The sequence below is a fragment of the Streptomyces sp. NPDC096176 genome (assembly GCF_044763255.1).
Classification (GTDB): domain Bacteria; phylum Actinomycetota; class Actinomycetes; order Streptomycetales; family Streptomycetaceae; genus Streptomyces.
In genome coordinates this window covers 408,307-432,646 of the sequence record NZ_JBIWFV010000006.1, presented here as the reverse complement: position 1 = coordinate 432,646, position 24,340 = coordinate 408,307, and the positions used below count along the sequence as shown (strand labels likewise).

At 70.4% G+C, this 24,340-nt stretch carries 22 protein-coding genes; 9 read left to right on the top strand and 13 right to left on the bottom strand.

Annotated features, from left to right (window positions below; translation table 11 throughout):
* Positions 1–14: 14 nt before the first annotated feature.
* The 6 genes from ACIQ7Q_RS19570 to ACIQ7Q_RS19545 all read right to left on the bottom strand — a co-directional run bounded on the left by ACIQ7Q_RS19570 (position 15) and on the right by ACIQ7Q_RS19545 (position 5,835).
* Positions 15–1,283 carry a cysteine desulfurase gene (locus tag ACIQ7Q_RS19570; protein ID WP_356637597.1) on the bottom strand — a complete coding sequence of 423 codons (1,269 nt, stop codon included), beginning with the start codon at positions 1,281–1,283 and terminating at the stop codon, positions 15–17.
* Positions 1,280–2,044 carry a Fe-S cluster assembly ATPase SufC gene (gene sufC, locus ACIQ7Q_RS19565; RefSeq protein WP_403863203.1) on the bottom strand — a complete coding sequence of 255 codons (765 nt, stop codon included), beginning with the start codon at positions 2,042–2,044 and terminating at the stop codon, positions 1,280–1,282. Before sufC ends, ACIQ7Q_RS19570 begins: the two co-directional genes overlap by 4 nt.
* 7 nt (positions 2,045–2,051) lie before the next feature.
* Complete coding sequence (locus tag ACIQ7Q_RS19560) at positions 2,052–2,369, bottom strand: bifunctional 3-phenylpropionate/cinnamic acid dioxygenase ferredoxin subunit (RefSeq protein ID WP_356637592.1); 318 nt, start codon at positions 2,367–2,369, stop codon at positions 2,052–2,054.
* A complete protein-coding gene (sufD, locus tag ACIQ7Q_RS19555; protein ID WP_403863200.1) occupies positions 2,369–3,565 on the bottom strand; it encodes a Fe-S cluster assembly protein SufD in 1,197 nt (398 codons plus the stop codon). The genes ACIQ7Q_RS19560 and sufD overlap by 1 nt, the downstream gene beginning before the upstream one ends.
* Positions 3,566–3,640: 75 nt before the next feature.
* Positions 3,641–5,062: a Fe-S cluster assembly protein SufB gene (sufB, locus tag ACIQ7Q_RS19550; RefSeq protein ID WP_403863197.1), complete on the bottom strand. Its 1,422-nt coding sequence runs from the start codon at positions 5,060–5,062 to the stop codon at positions 3,641–3,643.
* Positions 5,059–5,835, bottom strand: coding sequence for a helix-turn-helix transcriptional regulator (locus tag ACIQ7Q_RS19545; RefSeq protein WP_403863194.1), 777 nt, complete (start codon positions 5,833–5,835; stop codon positions 5,059–5,061). Before ACIQ7Q_RS19545 ends, sufB begins: the two co-directional genes overlap by 4 nt.
* 440 nt (positions 5,836–6,275) lie before the next feature.
* Between ACIQ7Q_RS19545 and ACIQ7Q_RS19540 the strand changes: the two genes are divergently transcribed.
* From ACIQ7Q_RS19540 to ACIQ7Q_RS19525, 4 genes are read left to right on the top strand one after another with little or no spacing between them, the layout of a single operon-like run.
* Positions 6,276–7,202, top strand: a complete 927-nt coding sequence (locus ACIQ7Q_RS19540) for an ABC transporter ATP-binding protein (RefSeq protein ID WP_403863191.1) — start codon at positions 6,276–6,278, stop codon at positions 7,200–7,202.
* Positions 7,199–7,966, top strand: a complete 768-nt coding sequence (locus tag ACIQ7Q_RS19535) for an ABC transporter permease (protein ID WP_403863188.1) — start codon at positions 7,199–7,201, stop codon at positions 7,964–7,966. The genes ACIQ7Q_RS19540 and ACIQ7Q_RS19535 overlap by 4 nt, the downstream gene beginning before the upstream one ends.
* 48 nt (positions 7,967–8,014) lie before the next feature.
* Complete coding sequence (locus ACIQ7Q_RS19530; RefSeq protein ID WP_403863185.1) at positions 8,015–9,133, top strand: hypothetical protein; 1,119 nt, start codon at positions 8,015–8,017, stop codon at positions 9,131–9,133.
* Positions 9,134–9,137: 4 nt separating this feature from the next.
* Entirely contained in the window at positions 9,138–10,130 is a 993-nt protein-coding gene (locus ACIQ7Q_RS19525) for a heme A synthase (protein WP_403863182.1), read from the top strand.
* Positions 10,131–10,172: 42 nt separating this feature from the next.
* Here the strand turns inward: ACIQ7Q_RS19525 and ACIQ7Q_RS19520 are convergent, their stop codons facing one another.
* The 3 genes from ACIQ7Q_RS19520 to ACIQ7Q_RS19510 form a co-directional block, all read right to left on the bottom strand.
* Positions 10,173–11,270 carry an amidohydrolase family protein gene (locus ACIQ7Q_RS19520; protein WP_403863179.1) on the bottom strand — a complete coding sequence of 366 codons (1,098 nt, stop codon included), beginning with the start codon at positions 11,268–11,270 and terminating at the stop codon, positions 10,173–10,175.
* Between the two features lie 66 nt (positions 11,271–11,336).
* Complete coding sequence (locus tag ACIQ7Q_RS19515) at positions 11,337–11,693, bottom strand: hypothetical protein (RefSeq protein ID WP_403863177.1); 357 nt, start codon at positions 11,691–11,693, stop codon at positions 11,337–11,339.
* Between the two features lie 83 nt (positions 11,694–11,776).
* Positions 11,777–12,730: a heme o synthase gene (locus ACIQ7Q_RS19510; protein ID WP_403863174.1), complete on the bottom strand. Its 954-nt coding sequence runs from the start codon at positions 12,728–12,730 to the stop codon at positions 11,777–11,779.
* 353 nt (positions 12,731–13,083) lie between these two features.
* Between ACIQ7Q_RS19510 and tkt the strand changes: the two genes are divergently transcribed.
* From tkt to pgl, 5 genes are read left to right on the top strand one after another with little or no spacing between them, the layout of a single operon-like run.
* A complete protein-coding gene (gene tkt / locus ACIQ7Q_RS19505) occupies positions 13,084–15,171 on the top strand; it encodes a transketolase (RefSeq protein ID WP_403863171.1) in 2,088 nt (695 codons plus the stop codon).
* Positions 15,172–15,205: 34 nt separating this feature from the next.
* A complete protein-coding gene (gene tal, locus ACIQ7Q_RS19500) occupies positions 15,206–16,324 on the top strand; it encodes a transaldolase (protein WP_403863168.1) in 1,119 nt (372 codons plus the stop codon).
* Positions 16,325–16,329: 5 nt separating this feature from the next.
* Positions 16,330–17,862, top strand: a complete 1,533-nt coding sequence (zwf, locus tag ACIQ7Q_RS19495) for a glucose-6-phosphate dehydrogenase (protein WP_403863165.1) — start codon at positions 16,330–16,332, stop codon at positions 17,860–17,862.
* Positions 17,859–18,899, top strand: coding sequence for a glucose-6-phosphate dehydrogenase assembly protein OpcA (gene opcA, locus ACIQ7Q_RS19490; protein WP_403863162.1), 1,041 nt, complete (start codon positions 17,859–17,861; stop codon positions 18,897–18,899). The genes zwf and opcA overlap by 4 nt, the downstream gene beginning before the upstream one ends.
* Positions 18,896–19,681, top strand: a complete 786-nt coding sequence (pgl, locus tag ACIQ7Q_RS19485; RefSeq protein WP_403863159.1) for a 6-phosphogluconolactonase — start codon at positions 18,896–18,898, stop codon at positions 19,679–19,681. Before opcA ends, pgl begins: the two co-directional genes overlap by 4 nt.
* A gap of 265 nt (positions 19,682–19,946) precedes the next feature.
* On the opposite strand, the gene ACIQ7Q_RS19480 is transcribed toward pgl, so the two are convergent.
* The 4 genes from ACIQ7Q_RS19480 to ACIQ7Q_RS19465 form a co-directional block, all read right to left on the bottom strand.
* Positions 19,947–21,599, bottom strand: a complete 1,653-nt coding sequence (locus ACIQ7Q_RS19480) for a PH domain-containing protein (protein ID WP_403863156.1) — start codon at positions 21,597–21,599, stop codon at positions 19,947–19,949.
* Positions 21,596–22,096, bottom strand: coding sequence for a PH domain-containing protein (locus tag ACIQ7Q_RS19475; RefSeq protein WP_403863153.1), 501 nt, complete (start codon positions 22,094–22,096; stop codon positions 21,596–21,598). Before ACIQ7Q_RS19475 ends, ACIQ7Q_RS19480 begins: the two co-directional genes overlap by 4 nt.
* Before the next feature lie 4 nt (positions 22,097–22,100).
* On the bottom strand, positions 22,101–23,750 hold the full coding sequence (pgi, locus tag ACIQ7Q_RS19470) for a glucose-6-phosphate isomerase (RefSeq protein ID WP_403863599.1): 1,650 nt from the start codon (positions 23,748–23,750) through the stop codon (positions 22,101–22,103).
* 171 nt (positions 23,751–23,921) lie between these two features.
* Positions 23,922–24,257 (bottom strand): RNA polymerase-binding protein RbpA, encoded by a 336-nt coding sequence (locus ACIQ7Q_RS19465; RefSeq protein WP_003957010.1) that lies wholly within the window; start codon positions 24,255–24,257, stop codon positions 23,922–23,924.
* Between the last annotated feature and the right edge of the window lie 83 nt (positions 24,258–24,340).

Genomic DNA, 24,340 nt, shown 5'->3' with positions numbered 1-24,340 from the left:
GCGTCGTCAGCCCTTCATCCGAAGAAGTTACGGACGTGCTCCAGGCCGTCGACCAGAGCATCGACCTCTGCCGGCGTGGAGTACAGATAGAACGACGCCCGCGTGGTCGCAGGAATTCCGTACCGCAGGCAGACCGGGCGCGCGCAGTGATGACCCACGCGGACCGCGATGCCCTGCTCGTCGAGAACCTGGCCCACGTCGTGCGGGTGAATGTCGCCCAGTGTGAACGAGATCGCCGCGCCGCGGTCCTCGGCCGTCGTGGGGCCGATGATCCGCAGGTCGGGGACCTCGAGGAGCCGCTTCACCGCGTACTCGGTGAGGACGTGCTCGTGCTGGGCGATCTTGTCCATGCCGATCGAGGAGAGGTAGTCCACGGCCGCGCCGAGGCCGACGGCCTGCGCGATCGGGGGCGTACCCGCCTCGAACTTGTGCGGCGCGGGAGCGTACGTCGACGAGTGCATCGACACGGTCTCGATCATCTCGCCGCCGCCGAGGAACGGCGGCAGGTCCTCGAGCAGCTCCTGCCGGCCCCACAGCACGCCGATGCCGGTCGGACCGCACATCTTGTGTCCGGTGAAGGCCACGAAGTCGGCTTGCAGGGCCTGCACGTCGAGCACCATGTGCGGCGCCGCCTGCGAGGCGTCGATCAGGACCAGCGCGCCGACGTCCTGGGCCCGGCGGACGATCGCCTCGACCGGGTTGACCGTGCCCATGATGTTGGAGACCAGCGTGAAGGAGACGATCTTCGTCTTCTCGGTGATGATCTCGTCGATGTCGGACAGGTCGAGCCGGCCGTCGTCGGTGAGGCCGAACCACTTCAGCTTCGCGCCGGTGCGCTGCGACAGCAGCTGCCACGGAACGATGTTGGAGTGGTGCTCCATCTCCGTGATGACGATCTCGGTCTCGCGGTCCACCCGGTAGGGCTCGTCTGCCCAGCCGAGCATGTTGGCCACGAGGTTGAGCGACTCGGAGGCGTTCTTGGTGAAGATCACCTCGTCGCGGCTCGGCGCGTTGATGAAGGCGGCGACCTTGTCGCGGGCGCCCTCGTACAGCGCCGTGGCCTCTTCGGCGAGCACGTGCACACCACGGTGGACGTTGGCGTTGTGCTGCTCGTAGTACTCGCTCAGTACGTCGAGCACCTGGCGCGGCGTCTGGGAGGTCGCCGCGTTGTCCAGGTAGACGAGCTTCTTGCCGTCGTGGAGCACCCGGTCCAGGATCGGGAAGTCCTTGCGGAGCGCCTCTGTGTCGAGGAGGCCGGAAAGCCCCTGATGGGCCACTGTCACGCGGATACGCCACCCTTCGTGTAAGCCTCGTAGCCCTCGGCCTCGAGCTTGTCGGCGAGCTCGGCGCCGCCGGACTCGGCGATGCGGCCGTTCGCGAAGACGTGCACGAAATCGGGCTTGATGTAGCGCAGGATGCGCGTGTAGTGCGTGATCAGCAGCGTGCCGACCTCGCCGCTCTCGCGGACGCGGTTGACGCCCTCGGAGACGATGCGCAGCGCGTCGACGTCGAGGCCGGAGTCCGTCTCGTCGAGGATCGCGATCTTCGGCTTGAGCAGCTCGAGCTGGAGGATCTCGTGGCGCTTCTTCTCACCGCCGGAGAAGCCCTCGTTGACGTTGCGCTCGGCGAAGGCGGGGTCCATGTTGAGGCGCTCCATGGCCTCCTTGACCTCCTTGATCCACAGGCGCAGCTTGGGGGCCTCGCCGCGGATCGCCGTCGCCGACGTGCGCAGGAAGTTGGAGACCGAGACGCCGGGAACCTCGACCGGGTACTGCATGGCGAGGAAGACGCCGGCGCGGGCGCGCTCGTCGACGGTCATCTCCAGGACGTCCTCGCCGTCCAGGGTCACGGTGCCGCCGGTGATCGTGTACTTGGGGTGGCCCGCCAGCGAGTAGGCGAGGGTCGACTTGCCGGAGCCGTTGGGGCCCATGATGGCGTGGGTCTCGCCCTGCTTCACGGTCAGGTCGACGCCCTTGAGGATCTCCTTCGTGGCGTTGTCGGCCTCGACGGAAACGTGCAGGTCGCGGATTTCAAGCGTTGCCATGGGTGACTCAGGACTCCTGGGTGACGGAGACGAGCACATCGTCCCCTTCGATCTTTACGGGGTATACGGGGACGGGGCGCGTCGCGGGAAGGCCGGACGGCTTGCCGGTGCGGAGGTCGAAGCTGGAGCCGTGCAGCCAGCACTCGATGGAGCAGTCCTCGACCTCGCCCTCCGACAGGGACACGTTCGCGTGCGAGCAGATGTCGTTGATCGCGAACACCTCCCCCTCGGTGCGCACCACGGAAACGGGCGTGCCGTCGAGTTCCACCCGCTTGGGGGTGTCCTCCTCCAGCTCGCTCAGCGCGCAGACTTTGACGAAGGCCATCAGGAGGACGCCTCCAGCACCGACGCCTCCAGCTCGGCGTCGATCTTGGCGAGCAGGCGCTCCTCCACGTCCGGAAGGCCGATCTGCTGGACCAGCTCGGCGAAGAAGCCGCGGACGACCAGGCGCCGGGCCTCGGCCGCCGGGATGCCGCGGGCCATCAGGTAGAACAGCTGCTCGTCGTCGAAGCGGCCGGTGGCGGAGGCGTGACCGGCGCCGGCGATCTCGCCGGTCTCGATCTCGAGGTTCGGCACCGAGTCGACGCGCGCGCCGTCCGTGAGGACGAGGTTGCGGTTCATCTCGTAGGTGTCGGTGCCCTCGGCCGCGGCCCTGATCAGAACGTCGCCGATCCACACCGCGTGGGCGTCGTCGCCCTGGAGGGCGCCCTTGTACACGGCGTTGGACTTGCAGTGCGGGGTGTTGTGGTCGACGAGGAGACGGTGCTCCTGGTGCTGGCCCTTGTCGGTGAAGTACAGGCCGAGAAGCTCGGCCTCGCCGCCGGGGCCGGCGTAGGAGACCCGCGGGTGGAGCCGTACGACGTCGCCGCCGAAGGTGACCACGACCGACTTGAAGGAGGCGTCGCGGCCGACCAGCGCGTTGTGCTGGGCAATGTGGACGGCCTTGTCGTCCCAGTCCTGGACGGAGACGACGGTCAGCTTGGCGCCGTCGCCCAGGATGTAGTCGACGTTGGCGGCGAGCACCGCGTCACCGGTGTGGTCGATGACCACGACGGCCTCGGCGAACGCGCCCAGCTCGACGACCTGGTGGGCGAAGGCGGTGCCGCCCTCACCGTGCACCGCGATACGGATCGGCTCGGCGAGCTGCGTCTCCTTCGGCACGGTCACGACGGTGGCCTGCTCGAAGGAGGAGTACGCCTGGGCGGCGACCCGGTCCACCGGGGTGCCGGCCCTGCCGAGCCGCGCGTCGTCGCGGCCGACGGTCTCGACGGTGACGCCGTCGGGGGCGTCGATCGCGGCCTTGAGCGCGGTGCCGGTGGCGACGGCGGTGCCGTCGTGCAGGCCGGCGAGGCGCTCCAGCGGAGTGAAGCGCCACTCCTCCTCGCGGCCGTGCGGCACCGGGAAGTCCGCCACGTCGAAGGACGGGGGCGCACTCATGCGGGTCGCGACGGTCGACTCGGCGGCCACCGCGATCGAGCCGGCGGTGGTGGAGCCCACCGGGATGTTCTGAGCCTCAGCCATGGCTGTCGTCTTGCTCTCTTCCTGCGTAACTACGTGAGAAGTCAGTCGCTGCGTTCGATCGGGTACGGGAGGGCGTCAGCCCACCGAGCCCTCCATCTGCAGCTCGATCAGCCGGTTGAGCTCCAGCGCGTACTCCATGGGCAGTTCCTTGGCGATCGGCTCGACGAATCCGCGCACGATCATCGCCATCGCCTCGAACTCGGTCATGCCGCGGCTCATCAGGTAGAAGAGCTGGTCCTCGGAGACCTTGGAAACGGTGGCCTCGTGTCCCATGGAGACGTCGTCCTCGCGGACGTCGACGTACGGGTAGGTGTCCGAGCGGGAGATCGTGTCGACCAGCAGTGCGTCGCACAGCACGTTGGACTTGGCGCCGGGCGCGCCCTCGCCGATCTCGATCAGACCGCGGTAGGAGGTGCGGCCGCCGCCTCGTGCCACCGACTTGGAGACGATGTTGGACGAGGTGTTCGGGGCCATGTGGACCATCTTGGCGCCGGCGTCCTGGTGCTGGCCCTCGCCCGCAAAGGCGATGGACAGCGTCTCGCCCTTGGCGTGCTCGCCCATCAGGTAGACGGCCGGGTACTTCATGGTCACCTTGGAGCCGATGTTGCCGTCGACCCACTCCATGGTCGCGCCCTCGTACGCCACGGCGCGCTTGGTGACCAGGTTGTAGACGTTGTTCGACCAGTTCTGGATGGTCGTGTAGCGGCAGCGGCCGCCCTTCTTGACGATGATCTCGACGACGGCGCTGTGCAGCGAGTCCGAGGAGTAGATCGGGGCGGTGCAGCCCTCGACGTAGTGGACGTAGGCGTCCTCGTCGACGATGATCAGCGTCCGCTCGAACTGGCCCATGTTCTCCGTGTTGATACGGAAGTAGGCCTGCAGCGGGATGTCCACGTGGACACCCTTGGGGACGTAGATGAACGAGCCGCCGGACCACACCGCGGTGTTCAGCGACGCGAACTTGTTGTCGCCGACGGGGATGACCGTGCCGAAGTACTCCTGGAAGAGCTCCGGGTGCTCCTTGAGCGCGGTGTCGGTGTCCAGGAAGATGACGCCCTGCTCCTCCAGGTCCTCGCGGATCTGGTGGTAGACGACCTCGGACTCGTACTGCGCGGCGACACCGGCGACCAGGCGCTGCTTCTCCGCCTCCGGGATACCGAGCTTGTCGTACGTGTTCTTGATGTCCTCGGGCAGTTCCTCCCACGAGGCGGCCTGCGCCTCGGTGGAGCGCACGAAGTACTTGATGTTGTCGAAGTCGATACCCGACAGGTCGGAGCCCCAGCTCGGCATGGGCTTCTTGTCGAAGAGGCGCAGGCCCTTCAGCCGCAGCTTCAGCATCCACTCCGGCTCGTTCTTCTTCGCGGAGATGTCGCGGACGACGTCCTCCGAGAGACCGCGCTTGGCAGCGGCGCCTGCCGCGTCGGAGTCGGCCCAGCCGAATTCGTACGTACCCAGACCCTCGAGTTCGGGGTGGGCAGTCTCCGTGGGGAGAGTCATGCGGGGTTCCTCCCGGCCGTGCTTGCAGATGCTGATGGGTTGGTGCTGGTCTGTGTCGTGCCGTTCCGGGCCTCGGCGCCGCCCTGCGGCGCACCGCGCGGAATGAACGTGGTGCAGACGCCGTCGCCGTGGGCGATCGTGGCGAGCCGCTGCACATGGGTCCCGAGGAGCCGCGAGAAGAACTCGGTCTCCGCCTCGCACAGCTGCGGGTACTTCTCGGCCGCGTGGGCGACGGGGCAGTGGTGCTGGCAGAGCTGCTCGCCCACCGGGGCGGTACGAGCCGTAGCAGCGTACCCGTCGGCGCTCAGCGCCTTCGCCAGCGCTTCGGTGCGCTCTGCGGGGTCGGCGGCCTCGACGGCCGCGCGGTACGCCTGCGACTGGGTCTCCATGCGGTCCCGGGCGAAGGCGGCGACGGCCGCCTCTCCGGCCGCCCCGCCGCCCGCGGACTTCTCGATCCAGCGGAGGGCGTCCACGGCCAGCTTGTCGTACGACTGGTCGAAAGCGTCCCGGCCGCAGTCGGTGAGCGCGAAGACCTTGGCCGGCCTGCCGCGTGTGCGGGCGCCATAGACGCGCTGTTCGCGCGGTTCCACGACGTTCTCCGCGACGAGCGAGTCGAGGTGGCGACGGACGGCTGCCTGGGTGAGCCCGAGGCGGCCGGCGAGATCGGCCACGGTGGACGGACCGTGATCCAGGATGGAGCGCGCGACGCGGTTGCGCGTGGAGCGCTCACCGGTCGCGAGTTCCTCCTGGGGAGCCTCGCCGAGGTTTTTCACAACGCCATTGTTGCGTAATTCCTCAGAGACTGACAAGCGGCCTCCTGACCTGCGCGTGGTGCCGTGCATCACTTAGGTCAACCTAAGCTGACCTGCGGAAACGATCACCCGGAAGTCGGCCCGCAGGGTCTCAGCAGGGCGTCGACGGCGGCCGGGCCATTCCGGCGGGCTCATGGACCGGCCGGCTCCGGTGCTGAAAGACGCAGACGGAGTCCGTCGGCAGTCCTGTCCGATTCGCCACAAAGACGCAGGTCGAACGGGCCGCCGGCTACCTGGACCGCGAAGGACCGATGGTCCTGGGCCGTTCGGGTGCCCACCCCACTCGAACGTCACGGTGCGTATGCGCGATTGCGCGGCGGGTACACGGCCGTCCGGGGGCCTCGCCTGAACCCCGGGACCCGCGGGCCGGGGCCCCGCGGCGCCCGCCTAGACTTCCCGGCATGCGAAGCGAGTCCGCCGTCCACATCCGTGGCCTGGTCAAGCGGTACGGATCCAAGACCGCCGTGGACGGCTTGGACCTCGACGTCGCCACGGGCTCCGTGACCGCCGTCCTCGGCCCCAACGGCGCCGGCAAGACCACCACGATCGAGACCTGCGAGGGCTACCGCCGTGCCGACGCGGGCACCGTGCGCGTCCTCGGCCTCGACCCGGTCGCCGACGCCCCCCTCCTGCGGCCCCGCATAGGCGTGATGCTCCAGTCGGGCGGCGTCTACTCCGGCGCCCGAGCCGACGAGATGCTCCGCCACATGGCTTCCCTGCACGCCCACCCGCTGGACGCGGACGCCCTGATCGAGCGCCTGGGCCTCGGCAGCTGCGGGCGTACGACCTACCGGCGGCTGTCCGGCGGCCAGCAGCAGCGCCTCGCACTCGCGATGGCCGTCGTCGGCAGGCCCGAACTGGTCTTCCTTGACGAGCCGACCGCGGGCCTCGACCCGCAGGCGCGCCGCGCCACCTGGGACCTCGTCCGCGAACTGCGGACGGACGGCGTCACCTGCGTACTGACCACGCACTTCATGGACGAGGCCGAGGAACTGGCCGACGCCGTCGCGATCGTCGACGCCGGCCGCGTCATCGCACGGGGCAGTACCGAGGAGCTGTGCCGCGGCGGCGCGGAGAACACCCTGCGCTTCACCGGCCGCCCCGGCCTCGACCTCGGCTCCCTGCTCAAGGCCCTCCCCGACGGCACGGCCGCGGCGGAGCTGACACCGGGCGCGTACCGGATCACCGGCGAGGTGGACCCCCAGCTGCTCGCGACCGTCACCTCCTGGTGCGCCCAGCACGGCGTCCTGCCGCACGGCATCTCGGTCGAGCGGCACACCCTCGAGGACGTCTTCCTCGAGTTGACGGGCAAGGAGCTGCGCGCATGAGCGCCGGGACGTACACACCGAAGCCGGGCGCCGCGCCGCTGACGCGCATGATCCGGGCCCAGGCCGCCTTCGAGACGAAGATGCTGCTGCGCAACGGCGAGCAGCTGCTGCTCACGGTGATCATCCCGTCTCTGCTGCTGGTGCTGTTCTCCACCGTCGACATCGTCGACACCGGGGACGGCAGGGCCGTCGACTTCCTCACGCCGGGCGTGCTCGCACTCGCCGTGATGTCCACCGCCTTCACCGGCCAGGCCATCGCGACCGGCTTCGAGCGGCGTTACGGCGTGCTGAAGCGGCTCGGGGCCTCGCCGGTCCCCCGCTGGGCCCTGATGGCCGCCAAAACGCTGTCCGTCCTGGTCACCGAGATCCTGCAGGTCGTCCTGCTGACCGTCATCGCGTTCGCGCTGGGCTGGTCCCCGCACGGCAACCCCGTGTATGTGCTGCTGCTGCTCGTCCTCGGCACCGCGGCGTTCTCCGGACTCGGCCTGCTGATGGCCGGCACGCTCAAGGCCGAGGCGACCCTGGCCGCCGCGAACCTCGTCTTCCTGCTGCTGCTCGTCGGCGGCGGCGTGATCGTGCCGCTGGACAAGTTTCCCGAGGGGGTTGCCTCGGCGCTCGGGCTGCTGCCCATCTCGGCGCTCTCCGACGGACTGCGTGACGTGCTCCAGCACGGTGCGGGCATGCCGTGGGGCAATCTGGGCATCCTCGCCCTCTGGGCGGTGCTCGGGCTGGGCGCGGCCGCCCGGACCTTCCGCTGGGAGTGACACGCGCGCCAGGATGACCCTGCCGAGACCGCACGGTGGGAGGCCTGGATGGAGCGCACTGCCGCACTGCGACTGGACGCGGAGTGGGCGAAGGTCAGAGCGGGCCGTCCCGCTGCTTCACCGCACCAACGCGAACGCATGCTGACCGACCTGATCACGGCGCTCGCCCCGCACGCCGCTGGCGACCTCTCCCTCTCCGCCCGGCTGAGCCTGCGCTACGGGGACCTGGCACGCCACCACTTCGACACCGGCCGGCGAGTCGACGCGCTGGGCGCCGCCGACGAGGCGGTGCGGCACGGCGCGGAACCCGCGAAGCACGATGACGAACACGCCCGCTGGTACGCGCGTGCGCTGATCAGCCAGGCCGTCTATCTCGCGGAGCCGCTCAGCGACGAACTCGGCCTGCCCCGGTACGCCTTCCACCCTCACGGCGAACAGCCCTGCGTGGAGGACCGGCTGGCGGGACTGGCCGCCGTGGAGGCCACCCACCGGGCGATCGCCGTGTGGGAGGGGCTCGACCAGTCGGAGCCGCGCAACCGTGAGGGCCTCGCCCAGGCGCACCTCTTCCTCGGCGACCGGCTGGAGGAGCTCGGCAGGCCTGTGGACGCGGCGGAGTGGGCCGTACGGGCGGAGCGGGAGTTCCACACGCTGTGGCAGGTGCCGGATCCTGCCGAGCGCAGCCGCGCCGCGGTCCTGGAGCACCTCGGCGACCAGCTGGAACGCAGACTGCGTCGCTGCCCCTTCGAGGACGGGCTCACCCAGTTGCGCAAGCGCGAGCTGCTGCCGGAGCGCCTCCTTCCGCTCGCGGTCCTGGCGGCGCGGATCGACGGCGTGGCGCCGGAGGCCATAGCGGAGGGCCTGTCGCTGGACCGGGCAGAGGTGTGCCGGATCCTGCGCGCGCGTTCCTGGCGGGCGGTGTGGCGGTTCGACGTGCGGGCGGACGACGGGTCGTGGACGCCGATGGCGTATCCGTGGCGCGGTACGGACGCTGTTACGGACATCACGGCGGAGGCGGTGGCCGCCGATCTCCTGGACGCCTTCCGCAAATCGGCCGACTCGCCGCCGACCGCGACACCCTGGCGCTTCGCGCTGTGGTGGGAGGAGGAGGACCACCTCGACGGGTCGCGCTTCCGTCTGACGCACGCCCCCTCCGCGGACCCCTCGTGAAAGCGTGCACAAACACCCGCCTACGATAGGTGCCGTGCAGACCCCCCTCGCCCATATCGCCCAGCGCTGGACACCGTCGCCCAAAATCCTGCGGCGCGCCGCGCTTTCCGCCGTCCTGATGACCGTCGTCATCATCATTACCGGCGGTGCCGTACGGCTGACCGGCTCAGGTCTCGGCTGCGACACCTGGCCCAAGTGCACGGACGACAGCCTCTTTGCCACACCCGAGCAGGGCCTCCACGGCGCGATCGAGTTCGGCAACCGGATGCTGACGTACGTCCTTTCCGCCGCCGTCGGCTGGGCGATCATCGCGGCACGCGCCGCCAAGCCGCGCCGGCGCGGGCTGACCCGACTCGCCTGGGCACAGTTCTGGATCGTCCTCGGCAACGCCGTCATCGGCGGCATCACCGTGTGGGCGGGTCTCAACCCCTGGTCGGTGGCAGGGCACTTCCTGCTCGCCAACGCACTGCTCACCGTGGCGACGATCACATGGGTGCGTGCCGGCGAAGGCGACGCCGCGCCCCGCCCGCGGGTTCCCCGGCCGGTCCACAAGCTCTCCTGGGCGATCGTCGCGGTCTCCGCGGTGCTGATCACCCTCGGCACCACGGTGACCGGTTCCGGCAAGCACGCGGGCGACAGCAGCGATGTGCCGCGTATGCCGTGGGACTGGTCCGCGGCCGCGCACGTCCACGCGATCGCCGCCTGGGTGGTGTGCGCGCTGGCCGTGGCGATGTGGCTCGTGGTGCGCGTGGTGGACGCCCCGGACGACATCCGGGCACGCGCGCGGGACTTGTTGCTGGTGGTGCTGCTCCAGGGCGCGCTCGGGTATGTGCAGTACTTCACGGGCGTGCCCGAGATCCTGGTAGGGGCGCACATGTTCGGCTCGTCACTGATGTGGATCGCGGTGCTGAGGCTGGCGCTGAGCCTGCGGGAACGTCGGTCCGCGCCCGGTTCGGTGGTCCCGCCCGAGCGGGCGGACACGCTGACCTCGGCCTGAGACGCCCGGTTGTGAGGCGCGAGGGCCCCAGCGCCCTCGCGTTCACCCCCCGCTCCCCAGCCGGTACACCCTCCCCGCGTTCCCCGACGCGAGCATCGTGGCCACCCGCTCCGCGTCCGTCCGTGACCACGCGCCCTCCGCCACCCACCCGCCCAGCACCTGGCTGAGCGCGTCGCGGAAGGTGCGGGCGCCGACCACGTGGAGTTCCGGCAGGCCGCGCGCGCCCGTCGAGAACAGGAGCTTGCCGAACGGGGCGAGTTCGAGGGTCTCCGCGAGGACCGCTGCCGCCCGGGCCCCCGTCTGTGCGAGGGCCGGGCCGAGGTCCGCGTAGACGTGCGGGTGCGTGCTCGCGAGGTGGGCGGCGCTGCGGTGGTGCGGGTAGCCGTGCAGCAGCACCAGGTCCGTCCCCAGGCCGGCCGTCGCCGCCGCGAAATCCGCGAGAAGCATCGGGTCACGGACGCCGACGTGCAGTTGGAGCGGGAGACCCGTCGCGACGGCGACCCACAGCAGGTGCCGCAGCAGCACGGGGTCGGTCGGCGGGTCGCCCACGCGGCGTTCGCCGAGCCAGCGTCCGGCGGCCCCGCGCACCTCGCCCGGGCCGGGGGGTTCCGGCCGGCCGCCGACCTGCGCTCCCGCGCCGACGGTGGTGAAGGCGACGGCGGAGCCCGCCGCCCCGTGCACGGCCTCCGCCAGGTTGGCCAGGAACGACTCCACGGTCCCTGACGTGTCCGCGACCTGCTCCGCGAGCAGCTCGAGGCGTACGATCTCGCGCGCCTCCGCCTCACCCGCCGCGGCGATCTCGGCCGGTCCGGCAAGGTCCCCGGGCAGACCGGTGTCCACGAGGTACGTGACGATGCCGGTGCCGCGCAGAAGGCGTCTGCCCGCCTCGACCACTCCGAGCTCGCGACGGCGGGCCAGGTAGTGGGCGGGCGGGCAGTGGGGCTCGAGGCCGAGGAGCGGCGGACACCAGCGCCGTACCGCGAAACCGGTCTGGGTGTCGAAAAAGGTGGTCCCGGAGGCCGGTGGCGCTCCGGCCGCGGGTCCCAGGTACGTCTCGAAGGTGCCGAGGCCCAGTTCCGCGCGGAGCACCCCGTGGCAGTACTGGTCGACCAGGCGCACCGAGGTCGCGGTGTCGATCATCGGGAGCTCCCTGTAGAGGACCGTGCTTCCACAGTCCTAACGGGTCAGCCCCGTGCGAGGTGTTGGTCAGTCGTTGGACGGGCCGCCGACCTGGATGCCTGCCATCCGGGTCCACTCGTACGGTCCGGTGCGGACCTTCGCGGCGAAATCGCCGTCGAAGGACTCGTGCAGGGTGATCCCGGACTTCTCCGCGGCGCTGACGGCGACGGCGTGGCTCGGTGCCACGAGGTCGCCCCAGCCGCCGTCCTCGCCGACGAGCACGATGCGGGTGCCCATCTGGCCGATGTACGCGAGCTGCCCCTCGGCGCCGCCGTGCGCCTTGGAGAACGCCTGGATCTGCTTGGCGAGCTTCGCCGCCTTGCGCGCGGCGCGGGCGTCGGGCGTGGAACCGGACGTGCGCTCTTCAACGTTGGTTTCTGCCATGCCCGCATGCTACTCGCGAGTAGATCGTTCGGCGACGGCCGGGCGAAGTGGCCTCGGCCACCCCCGCCGGGCGGCCGTGCCGGTCAGCGCAGGAAGGGGTCCACGGCGACGGCCACGAAGAGCAGCGACACATAGGTGATGGACCAGTGGAACAGCCGCATCTCCTTGAGCGCGGCGCCCGCCGCACCCGCCTTGGCCCGGCTCTGCAGCGCGTGCGCCTCCCACAGCCACCAGCCGCCGGTGACCAGCGCGACCGCGGTGTAGAACCAGCCGGTGTAGCCGAGCGGCGTCAGCAGCAGCGAGACGGCGACCATCACCCAGCTGTAGACGACGATCTGCCGGGCGACGACCTTGTTGCCCGCGACGACCGGGAGCATCGGCACGCCGACGCGCTCGTAGTCGTCCTTCACCTTCATCGACAGCGGCCAGTAGTGCGGCGGCGTCCAGAAGAAGATGACGAGGAAGAGGATGACGGCGGCCCACGACACCGAGTCGGTGACGGAGGACCAGCCGATCAGGACCGGCATGCAGCCGGCGATGCCGCCCCAGACGATGTTCTGCGCGGTGCGGCGCTTGAGGATCATCGTGTAGACGACGACATAGAAGAGCAGAGCACCGAGCGACAGCGCCGCCGACAGCCAGTTGACGAGCAGCCCGAACCAGAGGGTGGAGATCACGGCGAGCGACAGGCCGAAGACCAGGCCCTCGCGCGGCGAGACCATGCCCGTGACGAGCGGACGCTGCGACGTGCGATCCATCAGCGCGTCGATGTCGCGGTCGATGTACATGTTCAGCGCGTTGGCGCCGCCGGCCGAGAGATAACCGCCCAGGCAGGTCGCGAGCACCAGCCACAGGTCCGGAACACCCTGCTCGGCCAGGAACATCACCGGGACGGTGGTGATCAGCAGCAGCTCGATGATCCGCGGCTTGGTCAGCGCCACGAATGCCTTGACGCGGGCTCCGAACGGCCGATGGCCCCCCGGGCCGGTAGCCAAGACGACCCCTGCGGGTCGGGACTCGACGGCCGTCACGCACACCCCTGACAGAGAAATCCCAGCAAGTCTCCGGGGTCGCCGCCCGGGCCCGAAGGGCGTATGGGGGGAGAAACCCGCGTAAAGACTTGCGCGTACCACGCCACTCTAGACGTTGCCCGTACCCCGATCTTCGCCGGGGTCGGGTCGTGTTGAGCACCCGCACGACGCCGACCGTACTCATCTGAGACATCGGCCCCGACAGGCGAGGAACACCCGGCTCCCGCACTCTGAAACAGTGTCCAAAGACAAAGACGCGCGACCGAAAAGTGGCGCGTTGCTGCGAGGGTAGGCTCGACACCGCCCGGTACACCCCTCGTCACCGGGATTCGACATGTGGAGAGGAGCCCTGACTCAGGGTGAGCACCAAGCCGACCACCACAGACCTCGAGTGGACCGCGTTGGACCAGCGGGCAGTCGACACCGTCCGCGTCCTGGCCATGGATTCCGTACAGAAGGTCGGCAACGGCCATCCGGGTACGGCCATGAGCCTGGCCCCCGCCGCGTATGTGCTCTTCCAGAAGCTGATGCGGCACGACCCCGCGGACGCAGACTGGACGGGCCGTGACCGATTCGTCCTGTCCGCCGGCCACTCCTCGCTGACGCTCTACATCCAGCTCTACCTGGCCGGCTACGGCCTGGAGCTGGACGACTTGAAGGCGTTCCGCACCTGGGGTTCGAAGACCCCGGGCCACCCCGAGTACGGGCACACCACGGGCGTCGAGACGACCACCGGGCCGCTCGGCCAGGGTGTCGCCAACGCCGTGGGCATGGCAATGGCCGCCCGCTACGAGCGCGGCCTGTTCGACCCGGACGCGGAGCCCGGCACGTCGCCCTTCGACCACACCGTCTGGTGCATCGCCGGTGACGGCTGCCTCCAGGAGGGCATCTCGGCCGAGGCGTCGTCGCTGGCCGGGCACCAGAAGCTGGGCAACCTGGTCCTGCTGTGGGACGACAACCACATCTCCATCGAGGGCGACACGGAGACGGCCGTCTCCGAGGACACCCTCCAGCGGTACGAGGCGTACGGCTGGCACGTCCAGCGCGTGGCGCAGCTGGAAAACGGCGACCTCGACCCCGTCGGCCTGTACAACGCCCTGAAGGCCGCGCAGGCCGAGACCGAGCGCCCGTCGTTCATCGCGGCCCGCTCGATCATCGCCTGGCCCGCGCCGCACGCGCAGAACACCGAGGCCGCGCACGGCTCGGCGCTGGGCGACGAGGAGGTCGCGGCCACAAAGCGCGTCCTCGGCTTCGACGTGGAGAAGTCCTTCGAGGTCTCCGAGGAGGTCCTCGGGCACACCCGCGGCGCCCTCGACCGCGGCCGTGAGGCCCGCGGCGAGTGGGAGAAGACGTTCGCCGCCTGGCGTACGGCCAACCCGCAGCGTGCCGCCGAGTTCGACCGGATCCGCGCGGGCGAGCTGCCCGAGGGCTGGGAGGACGCACTGCCGGAGTTCGAGACCGGCAAGGGTGTCGCCACCCGTGCCGCCTCCGGCAAGGTCCTGCAGGCGCTGGGCGCGGTCGTGCCCGAGCTGTGGGGCGGCTCCGCCGACCTGGCCGGCTCGAACAACACCACGATCGACAAGACGTCGTCCTTCCTGCCGGCGGGCAACCCGCTGCCGGAGGCCGACCCGTACGGCCGCACGATCCACTTCGGCATCCGCGAGCACGCCATGGCCGCGGTCATGAACGGCATCGCGCTGCACGGCAACACCCGCATCTACGGCGGCACCTTCCTGGTGTTCTCCGACTACATGCGCAACGCCGTCCGCCTCTCCGCACTGATGCACCTGCCAGTCACCTACGTGTGGACGCACGACTCGATCGGCCTCGGCGAGGACGGCCCCACGCACCAGCCGGTCGAGCACCTGGCCTCGCTGCGGGCGATCCCGGGCCTGAACATCGTGCGCCCCGCCGACGCCAACGAGACCGCCATCGCCTGGCGCGAGATCCTCAAGCGGTACACCAAGGAGTTCGGCAAGGGCGCCCCGCACGGCCTGGCGCTGACCCGCCAGGGCGTGCCGACGTACGAGTGCAACGAGGACGCTGCCAAGGGCGGCTACGTCCTGTTCGACGCCGAGGGCGGCGACGCGCAGGTCGTGCTGATCGGCACCGGCTCCGAGGTGCAGCTGGCCGTCGCGGCCCGCGAGCAGCTCCAGGCCGCCGGCGTGCCGGCCCGGGTGGTGTCGATGCCGTCCGTGGAGTGGTTCGAGGAGCAGGACCAGGGGTACCGGGACTCGGTGCTTCCGCCGTCGCTCAAGGCGCGCGTCGCGGTCGAGGCGGGCATCGGCCTGACGTGGCACCGCTACGTCGGCGACGCCGGGCGCATCGTCTCGCTGGAGCACTTCGGCGCTTCGGCGGACGGCAAGGTCCTCTTCCGCGAGTTCGGCTTCACCGCCGAGGCCGTGGCCGCCGCCGCGCGGGAATCGATCGAAGCCGCCGCGCGCTGACGCCGGTATACGACAAGTAGGAGATGCAACTCTCATGACAGACGCACTCAAGCGCCTCTCCGACGAAGGCGTCGCGATCTGGCTGGACGACCTTTCGCGCTCGCGGATCACCTCGGGCAACCTGGCCGAGCTGATCGACCAGCAGCACGTCGTGGGCGTCACCACCAACCCGTCGATCTTCCAGAAGGCGATCTCCGAGGGGCAGGGCTACGACCAGCAGCTCGAGGACCTCGCGGCCCGCAAGGTGACCGTCGAGGAAGCCCTCCGCATGATCACGACGGCGGACGTCCGTGACGCCGCCGACGTGCTGCGCCCGGTCTACGACCGCACGGGCGGCCAGGACGGCCGGGTGTCGATCGAGGTCGACCCCCGTCTCGCGCACAACACGAAGGCGACGATCGCGGAGGCCAAGCAGCTGGCCTGGCTGGTCGACCGGCCGAACACCTTCATCAAGATCCCGGCCACCAGGGCGGGCCTGCCGGCGATCACCGAGGTCATCGGCCTCGGCATCAGCGTCAACGTCACGCTGATCTTCTCGCTGGAGCGTTACCGCGAGGTCATGGACGCCTACCTGGCGGGTCTGGAGAAGGCGAAGGCCGCAGGCCTCGACCTGTCCAAGATCCGCTCGGTCGCCTCGTTCTTCGTGTCCCGTGTGGACACCGAGATCGACAAGCGCCTGGACGCGCTGGGCACCCCGGAGGCCAAGGAAGCCCGCGGCAAGGCGGCCGTGGCCAACGCTCGGCTCGCCTACGAGGCGTTCGAGGAGGTCTTCTCCTCCGACCGCTGGGCCGCGCTGGACAAGGCACAGGCCAACAAGCAGCGTCCGCTGTGGGCCTCTACCGGAGTCAAGGACAAGGCCTACAAGGACACCCTGTACGTCGACGAGCTGGTCGCTCCTGGCACGGTGAACACCATGCCGGAGGCCACCCTTGACGCCACGGCCGACCACGGCGAGATCACCGGTGACACGGTGCGCGGCAGGTACGACCAGGCGCGCGCCGAGCTGGCGGCCGTCGCCGCGCTCGGTATCTCGTACGACGAGGTCGTCCAGCTGCTCGAGGACGAGGGCGTCGAGAAGTTCGAGGCGTCCTGGAACGACCTGCTCAAGTCGACCGAGGCGGAGCTCAAGCGCCTCGCACCCTCGGAGGGCTGAGCGACTTGTCCGGTATTGACGGAGCCAACCCGCTCCGTGATGCTGCCGACCGACGGCTCCCGCGCATCGCGGGGCCGTCGGGCCTGGTCATCTTCGGTGTCACGGGCGACCTCTCGCGCAAGAAGCTGATGCCCGCGGTCTACGACCTGGCCAACCGGGGGCTGCTGCCGCCGGGCTTCTCGCTCATCGGCTTCGCCCGCCGCGAGTGGGCGGACGAGGACTTCGCGCAGGAGGTCCACGACGCGGTCAAGCAGCACGCGCGCACGCCGTTCCGTGAGGAGGTCTGGCAGCAGCTCATCCAGGGGATGCGCTTCGTCCCGGGCACCTTCGACGACGACGACGCCTTCGAGCAGCTGAAGTCCACCATCGAGGATCTCGACAAGGTGCAGGGCACCGGTGGCAACTTCGCGTTCTACCTCTCCGTGCCGCCCAAGTTCTTCCCCAAGGTCGTCCAGCAGCTGAAGAAGCACGGGCTGGCGGACCAGAAGGAAGGCTCCTGGCGGCGCGCGGTCATCGAGAAGCCGTTCGGCCACGACCTGGTCTCCGCCAAGGAGCTCAACCAGGTGGTGCACGAAGTCTTTCCTCCGAACGAGGTCTTCCGCATCGACCACTACCTGGGCAAGGAGACCGTCCAGAACATCCTGGCGCTGCGGTTCGCCAACACGCTCTTCGAGCCCATCTGGAACAGGTCGTACGTCGACCATGTGCAGATCACCATGGCCGAGGACATCGGCATCGGCGGCCGGGCCGGTTACTACGACGGCATCGGCGCCGCCCGTGACGTCATCCAGAACCACCTGCTCCAACTGCTCGCGCTGACCGCCATGGAGGAGCCCGCCTCCTTCGACGCGGACGCGCTCGCGGCCGAGAAGACCAAGGTGCTGGGCGCGGTGAAGCTGCCCAAGGACCTTGCGAAGGACACCGTCCGCGCGCAGTACACGGCGGGCTGGCAGGGTGGCGAGAAGGCCGTCGGCTATCTGCAGGAAGACGGCATCGACCCCAAGTCGAAGACCGACACCTACGCCGCGATCAAGCTCGAGATCGACAACCGCCGCTGGGCGGGCGTCCCCTTCTATCTCCGCACCGGCAAGCGGCTCGGCCGGCGCGTCACCGAGATCGCTGTCGTCTTCCAGCGCGCGCCGCACTCGCCGTTCGACTCCACCGCCACCGAGGAACTCGGACACAACGCGCTGGTCATCCGCGTCCAGCCGGACGAGGGCGTGACCATGCGGTTCGGCTCCAAGGTGCCCGGCACGTCGATGGAGGTCCGGGACGTCTCGATGGACTTCGCCTACGGCGAGTCGTTCACCGAGTCGAGCCCGGAGGCCTACGAGCGCCTCATCCTCGATGTCCTGCTCGGCGACTCCAACCTCTTCCCGCGTGTGGAGGAGGTCGAGCTGTCCTGGAAGATCCTGGACCCGATCGAGGACTTCTGGGAGCGCAGCGGCAAGCCGGCGCAGTACCCGGCCGGCACCTGGGGCCCGGCCGAGGCGGACGAAATGCTCGCACGAGACGGACGGAGCTGGCGTCGGCCATGAAGATCGACCTTACGGACACCACGGCCAGCAAGATCAACAAGGCGCTGGTGCAGGGCCGCCGCGCGGTCGGCACCCCGGCCGTCGGCATGGTCCTCACCCTGGTCATCGTGACCGATGAGGAGAACGCCTACGACGCACTGAAAGCCGCCAACGAGGCGTCCCGCGAGCACCCCTCGCGCACCCTCGTGGTCATCAAGCGGGTCTCGCGTTCGCCGCGTGACCGGGCCAAGGCCCGGCTGGACGCGGAGGTGCGGGTCGGCGCGGACGCGGGTACCGGCGAGACGGTCGTCCTGCGGCTGTACGGCGAGGTCGTCGACCACGCCCAGTCGGTGGTGCTCCCGCTGCTGCTCCCCGACGCGCCCGTCGTCGTCTGGTGGCCGGTCACCGCGCCGACGGACCCGGCACAGGACCCGCTCGGCTCGCTGGCCCAGCGCCGGGTGACCGACACGTACGCCGCCGAGCAGCCGGTGCGGGAGCTGGCGGCCCGCGCGCAGGCGTACACCCCCGGCGACACCGACCTGTCGTGGACCCGGATCACGCCGTGGCGTTCGATGCTCGCGGCCGCTCTGGACCAGGTCACCTGCGAGGTCACCTCGGTCGAGGTGGAGGGCGAGGAGTTCAACCCGAGCTGCGAACTGCTGGCGATGTGGCTCGCGGACCGGCTGAACGTACCGGTGAAGCGGTCGTCGTCGTCCGGCCCCGGCCTGACGTCCGTCCGGATGGAGTCCAGCTGCGGCCCCATAGTGCTCGACCGCCCCGACGGGTCGCTCGCCACGCTCTCCATCCAGGGCCAGCCCGACCGCGGGGTGGCGCTCAAGCGCCGCGACACGGCCGAGCTGATCGCGGAGGAACTGCGCCGGCTCGACCCGGACGACACGTACGCGTCGGCGCTGCGGTACGGCGTGGAGCGGCTGGACGGCGCGACCTCTCAGGCGCCCGCGCCCGCCGAGCAGCCGGCGGAGAACGCTGAGAAGAAGACGGCGCCCGCCCCGGCGGCGAAGAAGGCCGTCCCCTCGAAGAAGGCGGCCGCGAAATGACCGCCGCCGCACAGCTCGTGGTCCACCGCGACAAGGAACTGATGGCGCAGGCCGCCGCGGCCAGGCTGATCACGAAGATCGTGGACGCCCAAGCCGCACGCGGCTCCGCGTCGGTCGTCCTCACCGGCGGCCGCAACGGCAACGGCCTGCTGGCCGCGCTCGGTTCGTCCCCGGCGCGGGACGCGATCGACTGGGCGCGGCTCGACCTGTGGTGGGGCGACGAGCGGTTCCTGCCCGAGGGCGATCCCGAGCGCAACGTCACGCAGGCCCGTGAGGCGCTGCTCGACCGCGTGCCGGTGGACCCGTCGCGGGTGCACGCCATGCCCGCCTCGGACGGCGCGTACGGCTCCGACGTGGAGGCGGCGGCCGCCGCCTACGCTGAGGAACTCGCCGCGGCGGCGGGCCCGGAGGACCACGGCCCCGTGCCGACGTTCGACGTGCTGATGCTGGGCGTCGGGCCCGACACACATGTGGCGTCGCTCTTCCCCGAACTGCCGGCGGTCCGCGAGACGGAACGCACGGTGGTCGGAGTCCACGGCGCCCCCAAGCCGCCGCCGACCCGCATCTCGCTCACGCTGCCGGCGATCCGCGCGGCGCGTGAGGTCTGGCTGCTGGCGGCAGGCGAGGACAAGGCGGAGGCGGCGGAGATCGCGCTGTCCGGCGCGGGCGAGATCCAGGCGCCGGCGGCGGGAGCGTACGGGCGGGCGAGGACGCTGTGGCTGCTGGACGCGGCGGCGGCGTCGAAACTGCCGCGGGACCTGTACCCACCGGCGTCGGCGTAACCCCCACTCTGCCCCTTCCCGAAACCGGGCTCCGCCCGGCCCCGTGCCGCGCTCCGCGCGGTGTCCTCCATCGCCGGACGGGCTGAATTTCGCTCCGCGGAATCAGCCCGTCGCCACATCCCGCGACCGCCGCGGACCACTCCAGCCCCGCTCGGGGTACCTCCCACGGCCGCCCGGCCGTAGGGGGAGATTGAGGCGCGGGGCGCGGGGCAGCGCCCCGACGGGCAACGTCAGCCGCGACCCGGGACGCAGACGCCGCCAGGCGTCACCCGGGCTCCAGGAACGGCTCCAGCAGCCCCGGCACCGACTCCGCCGCGAACCTCAGCCCCTCGCCCTCCGCCGCGTCATGGACGCTGTACCCGCCCGCACCCGCCGCCGTCGTCGCCGTCAGCGTGATCAGGCCGGCCCGGCGCTGGAAGAGGGACTGGCGGGCGGTCCAGCCGATCACTCCGGCGCGCTGAAGCACCACCGTGCTGCGGCGCACCGTGCCCGAGCGGGTGAGGAGGTACGCACCGGATATCCCGTGGCCCAGCGCCCGGTATGCGTCGAGGCCCAGCAGTACCGCCGCCGGGATGCCGAGCGCCGCGCAGGCCACCGCGATCCACAGCAGCACGGGTGTGAGCAGCACGCCGAGGAGCACGAGGACCGCGGTCGGCAGCAGGACGGCGCCCAGGGCCCACCGCAGCCGCCGGCCGCGGGCGGCCCGCGGGTGGGCGGTCAGCAGTGACGCGTCCGTCGGGGCGGACGTCTCGCGGAGTACGTGCGCCGCGACCTCGTCGGCCAGCGCCCGGGGCACCACGGGCAGCAGCACGTTGGTGTCGGCGTGCTTGTCCTTCTCGTCCTTGACCAGTCCGGTGGCGACCGCGTCCAGCCGTGCCGCGCCGAACAGGCGTACGCCCAGGGGCTCGACGAGGTCGACACCGCGCAGCCGGCGTTCCTCGATGGATATCGAGCGTGCGGTGAGCAGACCGCGCCGCACCCGCAGGGTGCCGCCGGGCTCCCGCTCCAGGCGGTAGTTCCACCACATCTCGACCCAGAGGCCGAGCGCGCCGACGATCCCGGTTGCCAGCACGGCAGCGGCCAGCACGAAGACCATCCATACGATGGAGGTGTCCCTGAAACGGGCCCACACCCATGCGATGACCTCGTTCTGCGCCCCGAACCACTCGCTGACCTGCATGACCGCACCTGCCGCCGCGCCGCCGAGCAGGGGCGCGACGAACGACACGGGGGCATAGCGGATCCAGGACGGGTCGAGGACGGCGAGCGTTCCGTCGCGGTGGGGGCTCTCGGTGCTTCCGGTGGCGGCCCTGGTCAGCAGCTCGAGTCGGAGCCGCTCCCCCTCGGTGCGGGTGACGGCGTCCAGTTCGAGGGTGGATTCGCCGCCGCCCGCGTGTTCGCCGGTGCCTATGCGGACCTGGACGAGGCCGAGGACTCGCAGCAGCACGTTGGCGGTGAGGTCGACGCTGCGGATGCGTTCGCGGGACAGTGAGCGCCGTTTGACCAGGAGCAGCCCGGTGCGGAGTTCGGCGCGCTCGGGTCCGATGCGGTAGCGCGTGCGGCGCCAGCGCGCGAAGTCCGCGCCGGTGCCCGCGGCGACGAGGAGCACGGCCCCGGCCAGTACCCACACGAGCGCCTGCCACAGCGGCATGCCGCCGGCGAGGCCGATGAGGGTGGGCAGCCCGGCGCCGCCGGCCACACCGGCCATGACCAGGGCGGTGACGAGGACCGTGCGTCCGTCGAGCCGCCGCCAGGGGGCCTGTGGCCCGTCCGGGGCCCGCGACTCGCCGTCGTGGGTCGTTCCGGGGCCGTCCGTCGCCTCCGGGGCCCTGACGGCGTCCTCGTCGGTGCCGGGCACGTCGACGGCCGGGGGGATGCCCGGCGCCTCCGGGGTCCGTGCCCGCTCCGGTTCGCTCATGTCGCGTCCCCGGGCGTCGCCTGGGTGATCCTGGTGAGGCGCTCCGCGAGTTCCGCGGCCACTTCGTGGTCGAGGCCCTCGATCCTGATGGCGCCCTTGGAGGACGCGGTCGTGACGGTGACCGTGGCGAGCCGGAAAGCCTGCTCCAGCGGTCCCCGGACGGTGTCGACGGTCTGGATGCGGGACATGGGCGCGATGCGCCACTCCTGCCACAGCGCCCCGGTCCGCACGTACACCGCCTCGTCGGTGACCTCCCAGCGGTGCACCCGGTACCACCAGGCCGGGAAGAACGCGGCGCAGGCGACGCCGACGGCGACGATCGCCGCCGCCGGGATCAGCAGCCACATCCGGGCCGGCTCGATGAAGGCGCCCAGCACCGCCAGGACGGCCGCCGGGACGGCGGCCGTCAGCAGGCACTGTGCACGCCACCAGCTGACGACCCGTTCGTTCAGCCGGTTGTTGGGCGGCCGCAGCCGCACCGCGTTCTCCCCCGCCATCGGATCATCGCCCGCGCAGTGTGCGGTACTTGCCGGCGAGCGTGGCCGTCGAGCTGTCGAGCTGCTCGCCGCCCTCGCCTTCGGTCAGCACCGGCTCGATCTTCTTCGCGAGGACCTTGCCGAGTTCGACGCCCCACTGGTCGAAGGAGTCGATGTTCCAGACCGCTCCCTGGACGAAGACCTTGTGCTCGTACAGCGCGATCAACTGGCCCAGCACGGCCGGCGTGAGTTCGTCGGCGAGGATCGTCGTCGTCGGGTGGTTGCCCTTGAACGTCTTGTGCGCCACCAGTTCCTCCGGCACGCCCTCCGCCCGGACCTCCTCGGGCGTCTTGCCGAAGGCCAGCGCCTGCGTCTGCGCGAAGAAGTTGGCCATCAGCAGGTCGTGCTGGGGCACGAGACCGGCGAGCAGGGAGGGGACGGGCTTGGCGAAGCCGATGAAGTCCGCGGGGATGGTCTTCGTGCCCTGGTGGATCAGCTGGTAGTAGGCGTGCTGGCCGTTGGTACCGGGCGTGCCCCAGACGACGGGACCGGTCTGCCAGTCGACCGGATTGCCGTCGCGGTCGACGGACTTGCCGTTGGACTCCATGTCCAGCTGCTGGAGGTACGCGGTGAACTTGGACAGGTAGTGCGAGTACGGCAGCACCGCGTGCGACTGGGCGTCGAAGAACGAGCCGTACCAGATGCCCAACAGGCCCATCAGGAACGGCGCGTTGGCCTCCGGGGGTGCGGTGCGGAAGTGCTCGTCGACGAGGTGGAAGCCGTCGAGCATCTCCCGGAAGCGGTCGGGTCCGATGGCGATCATCAGGGAGAGGCCGATCGCGGAGTCGTACGAGTAGCGGCCGCCGACCCAGTCCCAGAACTCGAACATGTTGGCCGTGTCGATGCCGAAGTCGGAGACCTTTTCCGCGTTGGTCGACAGCGCGACGAAGTGCTTGGCGACGGCGTCGGGGCCGGCCCCGAGGTTGGTGAGCAGCCACTCGCGTGCGGAGGTCGCGTTGGTGATGGTCTCGATGGTGGTGAAGGTCTTGGAAGCGATGATGAAGAGGGTCTCCGCCGGGTCCAGGTCCCGTACGGCCTCGTGCAGATCGGCTCCGTCGACGTTCGACACAAAACGGACTGTCAGATCCCGCTGGGTGTAGGAGCGCAGAGCCTCGTACGCCATCGCGGGCCCGAGGTCGGAGCCGCCGATGCCGATGTTCACGACGTTCCTGATGCGCTTGCCCGTGTGGCCGGTCCACTCTCCGGAGCGGACCCGCTCCGAGAAGGCGGCCATCTTGTCGAGCACCGCGTGGACCCCGGGCACCACGTTCTCGCCGTCGACCTCGATCACGGCGTCGCGCGGGGCGCGCAGCGCGGTGTGCAGGACGGCGCGGTTCTCGGTTGTGTTGATCTTCTCGCCGCGGAACATGGCGTCCCGCAACTCGGCGACGCCGGTGGCGGCGGCGAGTTCACGCAGCAGTCCCAGCGTCTCCTCGGTCACCAAGTGCTTGGAGTAGTCGATGTACAGATCCCCGACCTGGAGGGTGTACGTGCTGCCGCGCTCCGCGTCCCTCGCGAACAGCTCCCGCAGATGCGTCTCCCCCAGTTGCTCGCGGTGCTTGCCGAGAGCGGTCCATTCGGGCGTCTGGTTGAGCCTGGTCTTGCCTGCGTTCATTTCGGACATCAGCCCACTTCTTCTCGTACCTGCCTGCATGCCCCGCTGCGGGTCCAACCTAATTGATCAGGCCGGTCGGAGAGGCGTCGGCGGGGCGGCGCACAAGAAGCGGCCCGGACAACGAGAAGGTCCGGCCGTCACCCTCGTCGGGTGTCCGGCCGGACCCAAGTACTAGATCTCGCCCCGCAGTTTGGCGAGTGCCTCGGCGAGGATCGCCTCGCCGTCCGCGTCGCTGCGCCGCTCCCGTACATACGCCAGGTGCGTCTTGTACGGCTCGGTGCGCGGCGGGTCCGGCGGATTGTCCCGGTCCTGACCGGCCGGGAACCCGCAGCGCGGGCAGTCCCACGTGTCGGGGACCTGTGCGTCACTGGCGAAGCTCGGCTGCGTCTCGTGCCCGTTCGAGCACCAGAAGGAGATGCGGAGGCGCGGCGCGGACTCGCCTCGCTCTGCCTCGCCCATCGGCCCCGCTCCGACCCGGCTTCCCCGGATCGCGTTGCCACTTGCCACGGTCGTAACTCCCTGCGTGATGGTGCTGCACAGCGTCTCACAGCGGCTGCGCCGCGAGTGCCCCAGTCTACGTAAGGCCCAAC